Origin of the sequence: Edwardsiella piscicida (assembly GCF_021733145.1) — a bacterium.
GTDB classification, from domain to species: Bacteria; Pseudomonadota; Gammaproteobacteria; order Enterobacterales; family Enterobacteriaceae; genus Edwardsiella; species Edwardsiella piscicida.
Genome location: NZ_CP090968.1, coordinates 3,425,381 through 3,439,455 on the forward strand (window position 1 = coordinate 3,425,381; position 14,075 = coordinate 3,439,455).

Annotated in this window: 14 protein-coding genes; 2 read left to right on the plus strand and 12 right to left on the minus strand. The window is 63.1% G+C overall.

Features of this window, described 5'->3' with window-relative positions; all coding sequences use genetic code 11:
* Nucleotides 1-187 precede the first annotated feature (187 nt).
* Complete coding sequence (gene cysG / locus L1P05_RS15645) at nt 188-1,573, plus strand: siroheme synthase CysG (protein ID WP_012850054.1); 1,386 nt, start codon at nt 188-190, stop codon at nt 1,571-1,573.
* A 68-nt stretch (nt 1,574-1,641) separates the two neighbouring features.
* Here the strand turns inward: cysG and trpS are convergent, their stop codons facing one another.
* The 12 genes from trpS to L1P05_RS15705 form a co-directional block, all read right to left on the minus strand.
* Nucleotides 1,642-2,646 (minus strand): tryptophan--tRNA ligase, encoded by a 1,005-nt coding sequence (gene trpS, locus L1P05_RS15650; protein ID WP_012850055.1) that lies wholly within the window; start codon nt 2,644-2,646, stop codon nt 1,642-1,644.
* 24 nt (nt 2,647-2,670) lie between these two features.
* Nucleotides 2,671-3,357, minus strand: a complete 687-nt coding sequence (locus tag L1P05_RS15655; RefSeq protein ID WP_012850056.1) for a phosphoglycolate phosphatase — start codon at nt 3,355-3,357, stop codon at nt 2,671-2,673.
* Nucleotides 3,350-4,027 carry a ribulose-phosphate 3-epimerase gene (rpe, locus tag L1P05_RS15660; protein WP_012850057.1) on the minus strand — a complete coding sequence of 226 codons (678 nt, stop codon included), beginning with the start codon at nt 4,025-4,027 and terminating at the stop codon, nt 3,350-3,352. The genes L1P05_RS15655 and rpe overlap by 8 nt, the downstream gene beginning before the upstream one ends.
* Before the next feature lie 36 nt (nt 4,028-4,063).
* Entirely contained in the window at nt 4,064-4,882 is an 819-nt protein-coding gene (gene dam, locus L1P05_RS15665; protein WP_012850058.1) for an adenine-specific DNA-methyltransferase, read from the minus strand.
* 89 nt (nt 4,883-4,971) lie between these two features.
* On the minus strand, nt 4,972-5,994 hold the full coding sequence (locus tag L1P05_RS15670; protein ID WP_012850059.1) for an SPOR domain-containing protein: 1,023 nt from the start codon (nt 5,992-5,994) through the stop codon (nt 4,972-4,974).
* Between the two features lie 61 nt (nt 5,995-6,055).
* Nucleotides 6,056-7,141, minus strand: a complete 1,086-nt coding sequence (gene aroB, locus L1P05_RS15675; RefSeq protein ID WP_012850060.1) for a 3-dehydroquinate synthase — start codon at nt 7,139-7,141, stop codon at nt 6,056-6,058.
* 45 nt (nt 7,142-7,186) lie between these two features.
* Nucleotides 7,187-7,705: a shikimate kinase AroK gene (gene aroK, locus L1P05_RS15680; RefSeq protein WP_005290467.1), complete on the minus strand. Its 519-nt coding sequence runs from the start codon at nt 7,703-7,705 to the stop codon at nt 7,187-7,189.
* A gap of 287 nt (nt 7,706-7,992) precedes the next feature.
* Nucleotides 7,993-9,258, minus strand: a complete 1,266-nt coding sequence (locus tag L1P05_RS15685; RefSeq protein ID WP_045474587.1) for a secretin N-terminal domain-containing protein — start codon at nt 9,256-9,258, stop codon at nt 7,993-7,995.
* Entirely contained in the window at nt 9,255-9,575 is a 321-nt protein-coding gene (locus L1P05_RS15690) for a hypothetical protein (protein ID WP_012850063.1), read from the minus strand. Before L1P05_RS15690 ends, L1P05_RS15685 begins: the two co-directional genes overlap by 4 nt.
* Complete coding sequence (locus L1P05_RS15695) at nt 9,572-10,045, minus strand: hypothetical protein (RefSeq protein ID WP_012850064.1); 474 nt, start codon at nt 10,043-10,045, stop codon at nt 9,572-9,574. The genes L1P05_RS15690 and L1P05_RS15695 overlap by 4 nt, the downstream gene beginning before the upstream one ends.
* Entirely contained in the window at nt 10,038-10,568 is a 531-nt protein-coding gene (locus tag L1P05_RS15700) for a hypothetical protein (protein WP_226079114.1), read from the minus strand. Before L1P05_RS15700 ends, L1P05_RS15695 begins: the two co-directional genes overlap by 8 nt.
* On the minus strand, nt 10,556-11,386 hold the full coding sequence (locus tag L1P05_RS15705) for a hypothetical protein (protein ID WP_012850066.1): 831 nt from the start codon (nt 11,384-11,386) through the stop codon (nt 10,556-10,558). The genes L1P05_RS15700 and L1P05_RS15705 overlap by 13 nt, the downstream gene beginning before the upstream one ends.
* Nucleotides 11,387-11,503: 117 nt before the next feature.
* On the opposite strand from L1P05_RS15705, the gene mrcA reads away from it, so the two are divergent.
* The gene (gene mrcA, locus L1P05_RS15710) at nt 11,504-14,068 is read left to right on the plus strand and encodes a peptidoglycan glycosyltransferase/peptidoglycan DD-transpeptidase MrcA (protein WP_012850067.1); all 2,565 of its coding nucleotides are present in this window, start codon (nt 11,504-11,506) and stop codon (nt 14,066-14,068) included.
* Nucleotides 14,069-14,075 lie beyond the last annotated feature (7 nt).

Here is a 14,075-nt window from a genome sequence, read left to right on the forward strand (position 1 = left end):
CGGCGGGCGTATTCCCCCGCGATCCCGCACCGGCCTTGACGCCGACCCGCAGTGGCCGTTTCTTTAAACAAGTCTGCTGCAGGCCGGCAACGAGTCTGGCAAGCTGGAGAGTCTGTGCCCCTTGGCGTACTATCCCCGCTCGCGGAATATGGCCGCCCCACAACAGGAACCCCCTAGAGGATCTCTGATGGATTACTTTCCGATATTTTGTCAGCTGCGTACTAAGCCCTGCCTGCTGGTCGGCGGCGGCGAAGTGGCCGAGCGTAAGGCCCGCCTGTTGATGGAGGCGGGCGCGATTTTGACGGTGAACGCCGGGCGCTTCACGCCTCAGTTCGAGCAGTGGCAGCGGGATGGTCAGCTGACGCTGATCGCCGGCGACTTCGACCCCGCGCTGCTCACGGGCAAGTGGCTGGCTATCGCCGCCACCGACGACAGCCGGGTCAATCAGCAGGTGCTGGCACAGGCCGAGGCGCGCTGCCTCTTTTGTAACGTGGTCGACGCCGCACAACAGACAGGCTTTATCATGCCATCGATCGTCGATCGCTCACCGCTGATGGTCGCCGTCTCCTCCGGCGGCAGCGCGCCGGTGCTGGCCAGGATTCTGCGCGAAAAGCTGGAGGCGCTGCTACCGCAGCATCTCGGCCAGCTGGCGCACCTGGCTGGCCACCTGCGCCAGCGCGTCAAGGCACACTTTCCCACCCTGTCGCTGCGCCGTCGCTTTTGGGAACGGCTGTTCGCCCAAGATCGTCTGGCGCAGTCGCTGGCCAACGGCGATACCGCACAGACACAACAGCAGGTGGATGCGCTGTTCAGCGCGGCACCGGCGGATCGCGGCGAGGTGACGCTGGTCGGCGCCGGGCCGGGGGATGCAGGGCTGTTGACCCTCAAAGGGCTACAGCAGATCCAGCGGGCGGATGTGATCATCTACGATCGCCTGGTATCCGATGAGGTCATGTCGCTGGTACGGCGCGATGCGACGCGTATCTTCGTCGGCAAACGCGCCGGCCATCACTGCGTTCCCCAGGAGGAGATCAATCAGACCCTGCTGGATCACGCGCGCGAAGGCAAACGGGTCGTGCGCCTAAAAGGCGGCGATCCCTTTATCTTTGGCCGGGGGGGCGAAGAGCTTGAAGCGCTGGCCGCCGCGGGGATCGCCTTTTCGGTGGTGCCCGGCATTACCGCCGCCTCCGGCTGCTCCGCCTATAGCGGTATTCCGCTGACCCACCGCGACCATGCCCAAAGCGTCCGCCTGGTCACCGGCCATACCCGCCAGGATGGCCAGCTAGACTGGTCCTGCCTGGCTGCCGCAGGACAAACGCTTGTGTTTTACATGGGGCTGAGCCAGGCGGCGACCATTCAGCAGCGCCTCTTGCAGCACGGTATGCTGCCAGATACCCCCGTCGCCCTGGTTGAAAACGGCACCACGGTTCGCCAGCGGGTCGTCAGCGGAACACTGACTCAGCTGGAAACGTTGGCAACGCGCGTGACCAGCCCCAGCCTGATCATCGTCGGCGACGTCGTCACCCTGCGGCCACGCCTCAACTGGTTTAGCAGCGAAGAGACGAGCGCGTAACCCGACGCCACGGCGCAAAAAAAAGGAGGGCCATCGCCCTCCTCTTCACGTTCAGATCGCCTCGCCGCTTACGGCCGCGCGACAAACCCGATCGCGTCGTAGACCTTGTCCAGGGTCTGTGCAGCGCGCGCGCGCGCTTTAGCCGCGCCATCGCGCATGACCTCCTGCAGGTAGGCCTCATCATTGCGGAAACGGTGATACCGCGCCTGCAGCTCAGACAGCATCCCAGAGACCGCATCGGCAACGGCGCCCTTCAGGTGGCCGTACATCTTGCCCTCAAACTCGGCCTCCAGATCCTCGATACGCTTACCGGTCACCCCGGACAGAATATCCAGCAGGTTGGAGACGCCGGCCTTATTGACCACGTCGTAACGCACAACCGGCGGCTCATCGGAGTCGGTCACCGCGCGCTTGATCTTCTTGGTCACCGCCTTAGGATCTTCCAGCAGGCCGATCACGTTGTTGCGGTTATCATCCGACTTAGACATCTTTTTGGTCGGCTCCAGCAGCGACATGACGCGCGCGCCAGACTTGGGAATAAACGGCTCCGGCACCTTAAAGATATCGCCATACAGCGCGTTAAAGCGCGCCGCGACATCACGGCTCAGCTCCAGATGCTGTTTCTGATCTTCCCCTACCGGGACCTGGTGAGTCTGGTACAGCAGGATGTCCGCCGCCATCAGCACCGGGTAATCGAACAGGCCGGCGTTAATGTTCTCTGCATAGCGGGCCGATTTATCCTTGAACTGGGTCATACGGCTCAGTTCGCCGAAATAGGTGTAGCAGTTAAGCACCCAGCCCAGCTGAGCATGCTCGGGAACATGCGACTGCACAAAAATAGTGCTCTTCTGCGGGTCGATACCACAGGCCAGATACAGGGCCAGCGTATCCAGCGTCGCGCTGCGCAGTTTCTCTGCATCCTGACGCACGGTGATGGCATGCTGATCGACGATACAGTAAATGCAGTCATACTCATCCTGCATCTGTACCCACTGGCGCAGCGCGCCCATATAGTTACCGATGGTGAGTTCACCAGACGGCTGTGCGCCGCTGAAAACAATGGGCTTACTCATGGTCACATTCCTGTCCTTATCAATTCAGTTCAGCGGCGCCAGCCCTACCAAGGGCAGCAGTCCGGCAAAATCATCCAGCACGCGGCAGGGCTCGCTGGCAGCGATAGGTTCGCCATAGTTATAACCGTAGGTTAAGCCGACGGTAGGACAGCCGGCCGACTGGCCAGCCTGGATATCATTGCGCGAGTCACCGACAAACAGCATCTCATCGGCCCGCAGCCCCAAACGGGACAGCACCAGATAGAGCGGGGCCGGATGGGGCTTACGCTTAGCGACATCGTCGCCGCCGATCACCTGACCGAAGAGCGCATCGATCCCCAGGCTCTCCAGCATCGGGCGGACAAAGGGCGAGGGCTTATTGGTGATAACCACCAGCGGGAATCCCTTGGCCGCCAGGACCCCCAGCGTCTCCCGGACGCCGGGAAACAGCTGACATCCCTGATTGGCACTCTCGGCGTAGTGCGCGTCAAATGCGCGCCGCGCACGCTGACACAGTGCGGCATCCTGCGGAGCACCGGCCCAGCTCAAGGCGCGCTGCATCAGCACATCTGCGCCGTTTCCCAGCCACAGCTTCACCCGCTCCACGCCCGGCGCCGGGTAGCCCAACGCCAGCAGCGCCGCGTCCGTAGCCGCCGCCAGACCCGGCGCGCTATCCACCAGCGTGCCGTCTAAATCAAAGGCCAGGGCCTGTACCGGAATCCCTTTATTCATGGCAGGCCTGCGCAATTTCACGCCGCATATCCGTGATCACCGCCGCATAGTCAGCGTGGCCGAAAATGGCCGAGCCGGCAACAAACATATCGGCGCCGGCCGCGGCGATAGCGCCGATGTTGTCCACCTTCACGCCGCCGTCAACCTCCAGGCGAATATCCAGACCGCTGGCATCAATGCGCTGACGCACCTGACGCAGCTTATCGAGGGTCGACGGGATAAAGGACTGACCACCAAAGCCCGGGTTTACGGACATCAGCAGGATGGTATCGAGGCGATCCATCACGTAATCCAGGCAGCTCAGCGGCGTTGCCGGGTTCAGAACCAGCCCCGCCTTACAGCCACAGGCGCGGATCAGCTGCAGAGTGCGATCGACGTGCTCCGAGGCCTCCGGATGGAAGGTAATAATGCTGGCGCCGGCGTCGGCGAAATCCGGGATGATCCGATCGACCGGTTTCACCATCAGGTGAACATCGATCGGGGCGGTGATGCCATAGTCCCGCAGCGCCTTGCAGACCATCGGACCGATGGTCAAATTCGGCACATAGTGGTTATCCATGACATCAAAGTGCACCACATCGGCACCGGCGGCCAACACCTTGGCAGTATCTTCGCCCAGCCGGGCAAAGTCTGCGGACAAAATCGACGGGGCAATTAAATACGGGTTCATCCGTTTCTCCTGGGCTTGGGGGGCCGACGACCGCGCTTAACGCTTGCCGTACAGCGCCAATAATTCGTTCACTTTGCTGCGCCCGTCAGTTTTTCTGCTGATGGTGCGCCGAACTTTCACGACGTGCAGCGCATCGGCCTGCGCATACCACTCCCGCGTCAGCGGGGTTTCATGGTTAGAGATCAGCACCGGCACCTGACGCTGGGCCAGTTCACCGGCCAACTCCGCCAGGCGCATCTGCTCGGCAAAGCCAAAGCCATTGACATGGTAGGCGGTAAAATTGGCGGTAGCGGACAGCGGGGCGTAGGGTGGATCGCAATACACCACGGCACCCGGCTGCGCGCGCAGCATCGTCTGCTGGTAATGTTCGCAGACGAACACGGCGCGCTCCGCCTTGCGGGCAAAAAACTCCAGCTCCTCCTGCGGGAAGTAGGGTTTTTTATAGCGCCCGAAGGGGACGTTGAACTCCCCCTTGGCATTATAGCGGCACAGGCCGTTATAGCAGTGCCGGTTCAGATAGAGGAAGTACAGCGCCCGCTGGTAACGATCGTCGCACAGATTAAAGGCCTCGCGGATGCGGTAATACTCCTCCGAGACGTTAAGTTCAGGGCAAAACATCTGACGGGCATCGCCGATAAAGCGATCCGTCTCATCTTTCACAATATTGTACAAACCGACCAGATCGGCGTTAATGTCCGCCAACAGGTACTCATCGTAATCCGTGTTTAAAAACACAGAGCCAGCGCCGACGAAAGGCTCTACCAGCCTTTCGCCCGCCGGCAGGTGCCGACGGATCTCTTCAATCAAAGGATATTTTCCGCCGGCCCATTTCAAAAATGCGCGCTTCTTCTTCATGCCGTCGCCAGTCAGTTATTTCTACTCTTTCAATTCGCCAGGGCGTACCTTTTCAGACAGCACATCGCGCGCGTTTTATGGGGAACCGCTTACTTTGCATCCTTTTGCACCTGGCTCAACGGGCGAGCCCAGGGCTTCATCGCCTGCACCTCTGCCGGCAGCGCCGCAATCGCCCGCCGAGCTTCCGCCGGCGTCGCATAGCTACCGCTGACCAGCACATACCAAGGTTTACCGTTGCGGGAGGTTTCATATACCCAGTAATGGCTCAGGCTCTGGCGACGGGCAAACGCATTCAGCGTCGTGGGCTGTGAGGCACCGCTCAGCTGCAGCGTATAGTGGCTGCCCGGAGCGCTCTTCAGCGCACCCGCGCTGCTGCCCGCGCTCTGCGGCAGATGCGCCGCCGGTTTACCACTGCTCCCCACCACCGGCAGGTGCGCCGTTTGCTTCGGCGTGCTGGGTGCCCGCGCTGCGCTCTTCTCGCTGTGGCGGACCGGCGCACGCTCCTCCCGACGCGGCGGCGTCTTGGGCCGCGGCGTCGATTCGACCGCCGCTTTCGGCGCGACGCGCGCTGCGCCGCTGGCCAGCGTTGCCGGCTCTGTCGGTAGCGTGCCGGCCTGCGGCATCGCATCCAACGCCCCCTGCTGCTGGGTCAGCGCGTCGGAAACGGAGTTCCCCGCCAGATCGATCCGCTGCTGCCCGCTCTCCTGCGCCGCCGGCGCAGACTGCGTTGGCGTAGGCGATACGGCAGGCATCGTGATCGGCTGCGGCTGACCCGGCTGAGCGGAGTTACTTACCCCACTGCCGTCCTGAGCGTCGGTCACGTTGCTTCCGGCGCTGCCGTTGGTCATGGAAGAGGCGCCGGACAGACTAATCTCTCTGGCGCTGCCCGCCGTCGCAGACTGAGCGGTGCTCCCCTTGGAAGGCGACTTCAGCGCCGATCCGATCGCCACGATCACCACCAGTAATACCAGGACACCGGCGCCGATCATCAGATGCTGACGCGATACCGTCAGACGCGGCGTCGCGGGACGTCGGCTGCGCGCACGCGGCGGACGACGATCGCTGGCGTCCGGTTTTAACTCATCGTCTGCTTTAAACTCTTCTTGATCCATCTCACCCTCCACTTAGAGGCAAAGCCGGCCGTACCGCGCCGGAGACTCGCAAATTAACCGCTCAGGCCAGGCAGTCCGCAATCGCGTCCCGCACGACATCATGGCTTACCCCGGCGAACACCTCTGCGCTGCCGATAGCGGTCGGCAGCACCAGCCGCAGGGTTCCCCCCAGCACCTTCTTGTCACGCAGCATATGCGGCAGATAGGCGTCAGGGGCCATACCGGCCGGTCCCCGCACCGGCAGCCCGGCGCGCGTCAGCAGCGCCGACATCCGCTCAGCCTGCTGCGGCTGCAGATAGCCCAGACGGCAGGCCACGCGAGCCGCCATCATCGTACCCGCGGCCACGGCCTCGCCGTGCAGCCAGTTGCCATAGCCCATCTCAGTCTCAATGGCATGACCAAACGTATGGCCGAGATTCAACAGCGCCCGACGGCCCTGCTCGCACTCGTCCTCTGCCACCACCTGCGCCTTCAGCTCGCAGCAGCGGCGGATACAGTAGACCAGCGCGGCCGGCTCCAGACGCAGCAGCGCATCCATCTGCGTCTCAAGCCAACGGAAAAAATCGGCATCCATGATGATGCCGTATTTAATGACCTCCGCCAGCCCGGAGGCGAGCTCGCGCGGCGGCAGGGTCTGCAGACAGTCGATATCGATCGTCACGCTGGCCGGCTGATAAAACGCACCGATCATGTTCTTACCCAGCGGATGATTGACCGCGGTCTTCCCGCCCACCGAGGAATCCACCTGCGCCAACAGCGTTGTCGGCACCTGAATGAAGCGTACCCCGCGCTGATAGCATGCGGCGGCGAAACCGGTCAGATCGCCGATCACGCCGCCCCCCAGCGCCACCAGCGTGGTATCTCGCCCGTGGTTGTTCTCCAGCAGCGCGCTGAATACCTGATCCAGTACGCTCAGTGACTTAAACTGTTCACCGTCGGGTAGGATCACCTGCCCGACGCGTACGCCGGCCCGTTCCAGCGTGCGCAGAACCGGCGCCAAGTACAGTTTGTCCAGGGTTTCGTTGGTGACCAGCATAGCCTGCTCGCCGGATCGCAGCGGCCAGAAAGCCGCCTCCTGTGTAAAAAGCCCACTGGCGATACTGATCGGGTAGCTACGCTCCCCGAGCGTTACGGTGATCCTTTCCACGGCCTGCCTGCCCCCTGTTACAACGCTAGTTCCTCAGCCAACCGTTCAGTTGTTTTCCAGCAAATGGATAATCTGGTTGGCCACCACTTTGGCGCTCTGCTCATCCGTGCGGATAGTCACATCAGCAATCTCTTCATACAGCGGATTGCGTTCCTGCGCCAGCTGCTCCAGCACCTCGCGCGGCGTATCTACCTGCAGCAACGGGCGTTTTTTGTCGCGCTGCGTGCGCGCCAGCTGTTTTTCAATGGTAGTTTCCAGATAGACGACCACGCCCCTCGCAGACAAGCGATTGCGGGTCTCGCGGGATTTGACGGAGCCGCCCCCGGTCGCCAGCACGATGCCTTGCTTTTCCGTCAGTTCATTGATGACTTTCTCTTCGCGATCGCGAAAGCCCTCTTCGCCCTCAACGTCAAAGACCCAGCTCACATCGGCGCCGGTACGACGTTCGATCTCCTGGTCGGAGTCGAAGAATTCCATGTTCAGCTGCTGCGCTAACTGACGGCCAATAGTACTTTTGCCGGCACCCATAGGCCCAACCAGAAAGATATTGCGTTTCTCTGCCATGTTTTCGGTACTACTAAGACAATACGTTAATGATAACCCGCCCCGCCAATCAAATTAGCGACGGGACCGAAACTGAAACCTCATGAAGATAGTGCGAGATCAGACGAAAAATTATCTCAACACTCAAGGCTGTTTGGCAACCGAATAAATTTCCGCGCGGCACGATACACAAATCAGACCCGGTGTACGGCGGGAAATACGGGACGGAACAAGGCGCAAACCGCTAACCTTGTATGCCAAATCCATCCCAGCGTCAAACGCGGAAACCATTCATGTGATAAAAATTTTTAGCCGCGCGCCGGCTGGCGCAGCGATTGAGGGGCGGGAGACGCGGGAGAAAGCAGGGTCGGCGTAATAAAAATCACCAGCTCGCGCCGCCCGCTGCGCTGGCTGTCGCTGCGCAGCAGATGGCCCAGCAGCGGCACGTCGGCAAGCCAGGGAAAGCCGATGCTATCCACCTGGCGCTGATACTGAAAAATACCGCCCAGCATCGCCGTGTCGCCGTCGCTCAGCGTGACCTGGGTCGTAATCTCCTGTTTATCGATCGCCAGCGCCTCGCTGTCACCCTGGCGCACTACCCGCCCGGGCATGTTCTGGCTTATCTGCAGCGCCAGCTCAATATGCGCATCGGCCAATACCCGCGGCGTGACCGACATGCCCAGCACCGCCTCTTTAAACTCCATGGTGCTCACGCCGCGCTCGCCGCCGGAGACGGCATAGGGGAGCTCACTGCCCTGTTTTATACTGGCAGTCTGCCCATGGGCAGCCATCAGATGCGGGCTGGCGATGATCGCTACCTTATCCTGTCGTTCCAGCGCCGCAAGCGCCACCGCCAGCGTCTGACCACCGATGCGAGCCACCTGGAACCCCGCGCTGAAATAGGCATCTGCCGCACCGCGTAGCCTATCCTGTCCGCCTGAGCGTTCGTCTCCGCTGTACCAGCGGATCCCCAGCTCACGCAGTCCCTCTTGGCTGATAGAAACGATATGGGCCGCCAGCTGCACCTGCGACAGCGGCACATCCAGCTGCGCAATCCAATCGCGCAGCGCCGCCAGACGGGCTGCCTCCGCCCGCAGCAGCAGGGCATTGGTTCGAATATCCGCCACCGCGCTGCCCGCCTCCCCCAGCAAATCGCGACGCTGGCGCAGGCTTTTCTCTACCGTAGCGGCGTCGGCATGGCGCAGCACCACGCGCTGGCTCCGCATCTGCGGCGGTTTGAGCAGCGCAGGTGCCGCGGCGGGCCCCGCCTGCCGCGCGGCGCGCGCGCGGCTTTGGATCAGCAGTATCCCATCACGCCGTACCACGCTGAGATCGTAGATCTCCGCCAGGGCGTCGAGCACCCGTGGCCACGGGGTATGGGCAATATGCAGCGTCGCCTCGCCGCGCACCTCCTCACTGAGGATCAGGTTTAGCCCGGCAAACTCCGCCACCGCCTGTAGCACGCTGGGCAGCGGTGCGCGATCGAACCAGAGCGTCAGGGGCATCGCCTGTCCCGCCGAACTCATGGCCAGCAGCACCGCGGTAGCCGCGGCATACGCAGAGGGGCATCTCATCTTTCTGCCCCCTCCCGACGCGCCGCCAAGGGGATACGGCGCGGACAGCGAAAGGGATACAGCATCAGCGGCGTAAAGCGCAGCGCCGATGCGTCGGACGCGGCAGGGCGCGGCGAGACGGGCGGCACCGCAGGGCGCCAATCTCCCAGCGCATCGCGCCGCCACAGCGAAAAGCAGGGCGCCCGACCGACGATCCCGACGGCGCTAACCGCCGCGGGCGCCACCGTGGCATGCGCGGGAGGCTGAAACGGATCCCGCGCGGCATCGCTGCCCCACGCCAGCAACAGCGCTCCCCATCCGACGCCTTTCGCCTTCATTCGTCCTCCTGATCCACCCAGGTGATATGCACCCCCTGCGCTAACGGCGTGATCGTCAGCGTACTCACGCGCTGACCGCAGTCGGACAGGGTATCTAGCGTCTGCAGCAGGGCGCTGAACGTCATGTCGGCCGAGACATGTCGCCGCCCATCGCGCTGGATCTGCCAAGACAGCGCGACGTTATGCTCCGGAGCACAGCGCGCCTGGCGCGCTGCCTGTGCTATCGCGTCGATGTCCGCCTGCCAGAGCCGCAGCTCGGTCGCCCAGCGCTGAACTCGCAGCATCGCCGCCTGCGCATCGCCCTCCGTCAACCGGACGCGCAGCCGCTGCCGCTCCAGCGTATGCCATAGCCACAGCCCGGCCAGCAGCGAGGTCAGAAGCAACAGCGCACCGCCCCACAGCCATAGGCGCAGCGCCCGTGGCGAGAGGGTATACAGCCTACCCTGCAGCGACAGCAGCCGCTCACTCACGGCACGCCTCCGCCGCACAGAGGTGCAGCGTAAACTGCCAGCGACCATCGTCGGCACGGTGCAGCCCCTGCCAGCGCCACGCCGCCATACGGAGGGCAAAATCGGCCACCGCCTGCCGGGATGTACCCTGCCCTTCCAAGAGCCAGTACGGCGGAAGATGGTGCAGTCGCGTCAGCCATACCGCATCAGGGATCGTGGCCTGCGCCAGGCGCAGCTGCTGTGCCAACTGCGTCACCGTCGCGCTCGACGACGGCGCCCCCGATGGTGCGAGCGCCGACTCACGCCGCGGCGGCGCGGGCAGCGCAGCCAGCCGCTGCTGAAGCTGGTGATGGGCAGCCTCTCGCTGACGGGCCTGCTCCGCGATCTGCCTGATCAGCGGCGCCCGCCGCTGGTGCAGCAGACGCTCGGCGCTCATCCCCAGCGCCGCGAACCCGGGAATTCCCAGCGCCAGCGTCAGCCATAGCATCCGAAGACGCGCCCGGCGCCGAGCCTCGCGCCAGGGCAGCAGATCTATGTCATCCACGGCGGTGACTCCGGCATCAGGGCCAGCCCCAGCGCGAGGCAAAACACCGAGGGATCGGCGGGCAGCGGGGAGACGAGATGACGTACGGCGCGCAGCCCAGACCACCCCCGACTGCCGCTATCGCTACCGCAGCGCAGCGGTGCGACGCCCTCGGTCACGCCGGGCGGCAGCGCGGCCACGGCCTGGGCACAGGCCGTCTCTGGGCCGTCGGCGAGGGAAACAAACCCATACTGTAGCGGCGATCCCCAGGGCGCTATCCAGCAGAAGCGGCGCCCATCGCCGTAGATCAGCGGCGCCGCAGAGCTCTCCCCGGCCAGGCGCGCCAAGCGTCGCAGCGCGCAGGGCGCCAGCGTTAAGCGCTGCAGCGGTAAACCGGCGCCGTCGAACAGCGCCCGCCACCGATCGCGCTGCGCGCGGTGCACGGCGCACACCTGCCAACGCCCACCCCCTTCGGGCGCGGGGGCGAAGTCACAGGCCAGCTGGTGCGCGGGAAGCATCAGCTGGCGCTCTCCCTGCGCCAGCAGCAGGCGATGCCGCTGCCAGGGTGACAAGGGAAGCGCGCTGCCCGGCAGCGTATCGCGGATCGCCCGCTCGGCGGGAAAGGCTGTCCGCACCGACAGCCGACGCGGCAAACGGGCGCGCAGCGCGGCCAGCGCCGCGGGCAGCGAGGAAGAGAGACCATCCCGATCCGGGGCGGCCGTCAGCGGCAGTCGCCACCAACCGCGCAGCTGGATACCGTCGCGGCGCGCCGAAAGCGCCACGGCGATCAGCTGAGCGGGCTGAATATCGATCCCCATGCGCCAATGACCGCCCCCCATGCCGCGCCTCCTTATCATCAACTTACTAAAAGAACGTATCCTCTGTGTCTGCTAGCCTTTATACTACTGCCCGTTTGTTTATAAACTGCCCAACTGACATGTAATGGGAAATTCCAGGTGAAGTTCGTAAAGTATTTAATCATCCTCGCAGTCTGTTGCATTCTGCTGGGAGTCACTGCGGTATTTGGACTGTACAAATACGTTGAGCCGCAGCTCCCAGACGTTGCAACGCTGAAAGACGTGCGGCTACAGACACCGATGCAGGTGTACAGCGCCGACGGCTATCTCATCGCCCAATATGGTGAAAAGCGCCGTATTCCGCTGCCGCTCACGCAGATCCCCCCGCTGATGGTCAAGGCGTTTATCGCGACCGAAGACAGCCGTTTCTTCGAACACCACGGCGTTGATCCTATCGGCATCTTTCGTGCAGCCTCCGTCGCCCTGTTTACCGGCCATGCCTCACAGGGCGCCAGTACCATCACCCAGCAGCTGGCCAGAAACTTTTTCCTCAGCCCAGAGCGAACGCTGATGCGTAAAGTAAAGGAGGCCTTCCTCGCAATTCGCATCGAGCAGCTGTTGAATAAAGACGAAATTCTCGATCTCTATCTCAATAAAATTTATCTGGGCTACCGCGCCTACGGCGTCGGCGCCGCAGCGCAGGTCTACTTTGGTAAATCCGTCGATCAGCTCACGCTGAGTGAAATGGCCATGATCGCGGGCCTGCCCAAAGCGCCGTCCACCTTTAACCCGCTCTACTCACACGATCGCGCCGTCGCTCGCCGCAACGTCGTGCTGGGCCGGATGTTGGATGAGCACTACATCACCCAGGCACAGTACGATCAGGCACGCAGCGAACCGCTGGTCTCCCGCTATCACGGGCCTGAGATCGACTTCTCCGCCCCCTATCTGGCCGAAATGGTGCGCCAGCAGATGGTGGAGAAATACGGTGAAAACGCCTATACCGACGGCTTTAAGGTCTATACCACCATCACTAAACACCTGCAGGTTGCCGCCCAAACGGCGCTGCGCGATAACGTGATCAACTACGATATGCGCCACGGCTACCGCGGCCCCTCCAACGTACTGTGGAAGGTCGGCCAGCCTGCCTGGAGCCAGCAGCGGATCACCGATACGCTGAACGGCCTACCCTCCTATGGCCCGCTGCTGCCGGCCGTCGTGATGTCGGCCAATGCCGACAGCGCCACGGTCATGCTGGCCAACGGCAACGGCGTCTCACTGCCGCTGGCGACCGTGCGCTGGGCTCGTCCCTACCGCAGCGATCGCGTGCAGGGCGCTACGCCGCGGAAAGTCAGCGACGTTCTGCAGCCGGGACAGCAGATTTGGGTGCGTCAGGATAGCGATCAGCGCTGGTGGCTAGCGCAGGTGCCGGACGTCAATTCCGCCCTGGTCTCCATCAGCCCGCAGGATGGCGCCATCAAGGCGCTGGTCGGCGGCTTTGACTTTAATCAGAGCAAATTCAACCGCGTCACCCAGTCGGTGCGCCAGGTCGGCTCCAATATCAAGCCGTTCCTGTACACCGCCGCCATGGATAAGGGGCTGACGCTGGCGACCATCCTCAACGATCTGCCCATCTCCCGTTGGGATGCTGGCGCCGGTACCGATTGGCGGCCGAAAAACTCACCGCCGACCTATGCCGGCCCCATTCGCCTGCGTCAGGGGCTCGGTGAGTCGAAAAACGTGGTGATGGTGCGCGCCATGCGCGCCATGGGCGTCGATTACGCCGCAGACTATCTGCTGCGCTTCGGCTTCCCGGCGCAGAACATCGTGAAGACCGAATCCCTGGCGCTGGGCTCAGCCAACTTTACCCCGCTGCAGCTGGTGCGTGGCTACGCCGTCTTTGCCAACGGCGGCTATCTGGTCGACCCCTACTTCATCACCAAGATCGTCGACGGCAGCGATCAGACGATCTATGAAGCCCATCCGAAGGTCGTATGCGACAGCTGTAACCTGCCGGTTATCTATGGCCCGACGCCGAAGTCGGCGGTATTGAGCGACGACAGCGTAGAAAACGTCGCCGTCTCAACGACCCCGGGGGTGAACGGCAGCGTACCGATGCCGGAGCTGGAGCAGGTCACCCCAGGTCAGGTCAGTCAGGATAGCGATCAGCGCTATGCGCCGCACGTTATCAGCACGCCGCTGGCTTTCCTGATGCACGACGCGCTGAGCAGCAACATCTGGGGCGAGCCGGGCTGGATGGGAACCGGGTGGCGCGCGATGCGCGATCTGAAGCGCCATGATATCGGCGGGAAAACCGGGACCACCAACAGCTCCAAAGACGCTTGGTTCTCCGGCTACGGTCCGGGTATTGTCACCAGCGTCTGGATAGGCTTTGACGATCATCGGCGCGATCTGGGACGCACCACCGTGTCTGGAGCCCTGAAGGATCAGATCTCCGGCGGCGAGGGCGGGGCCAAGAGCGCCCAGCCGGCATGGGACGACTTCATGAAATCGGCGCTGACCGGAATCCCCGAGCAGCCGCTTCCGCCGCCGCCGGGCATTGTCAGCGTCGTTATCGACAGGGCGACCGGCAAGCTGGCCACCGGCAGCGGTAACAGCCGCAGCGAGTACTTCATTGAGGGGACCCAGCCGACGGACTATGCCACGCCGGACGCCGGCACCGTGATCATCAACAATGAGGGGCAGAGCCAGGAGCTGTTCTGATCCCCTC

Bases quoted from the DNA above. Each gene is read 5' to 3' on its own strand.
- L1P05_RS15705 (WP_012850066.1), bottom strand. From the start codon at position 11,386: ATGGGGGGCGGTCATTGGCGCATGGGGATCGATATTCAGCCCGCTCAG.
- dam (WP_012850058.1), bottom strand. From the start codon at position 4,882: ATGAAGAAGAAGCGCGCATTTTTGAAATGGGCCGGCGGAAAATATCCT.
- cysG (WP_012850054.1), top strand. From the start codon at position 188: ATGGATTACTTTCCGATATTTTGTCAGCTGCGTACTAAGCCCTGCCTG.
- L1P05_RS15685 (WP_045474587.1), bottom strand. From the start codon at position 9,258: ATGAGATGCCCCTCTGCGTATGCCGCGGCTACCGCGGTGCTGCTGGCC.
- rpe (WP_012850057.1), bottom strand. From the start codon at position 4,027: ATGAACCCGTATTTAATTGCCCCGTCGATTTTGTCCGCAGACTTTGCC.
- L1P05_RS15655 (WP_012850056.1), bottom strand. From the start codon at position 3,357: ATGAATAAAGGGATTCCGGTACAGGCCCTGGCCTTTGATTTAGACGGC.
- L1P05_RS15690 (WP_012850063.1), bottom strand. From the start codon at position 9,575: ATGAAGGCGAAAGGCGTCGGATGGGGAGCGCTGTTGCTGGCGTGGGGC.
- aroK (WP_005290467.1), bottom strand. From the start codon at position 7,705: ATGGCAGAGAAACGCAATATCTTTCTGGTTGGGCCTATGGGTGCCGGC.
- trpS (WP_012850055.1), bottom strand. From the start codon at position 2,646: ATGAGTAAGCCCATTGTTTTCAGCGGCGCACAGCCGTCTGGTGAACTC.
- L1P05_RS15670 (WP_012850059.1), bottom strand. From the start codon at position 5,994: ATGGATCAAGAAGAGTTTAAAGCAGACGATGAGTTAAAACCGGACGCC.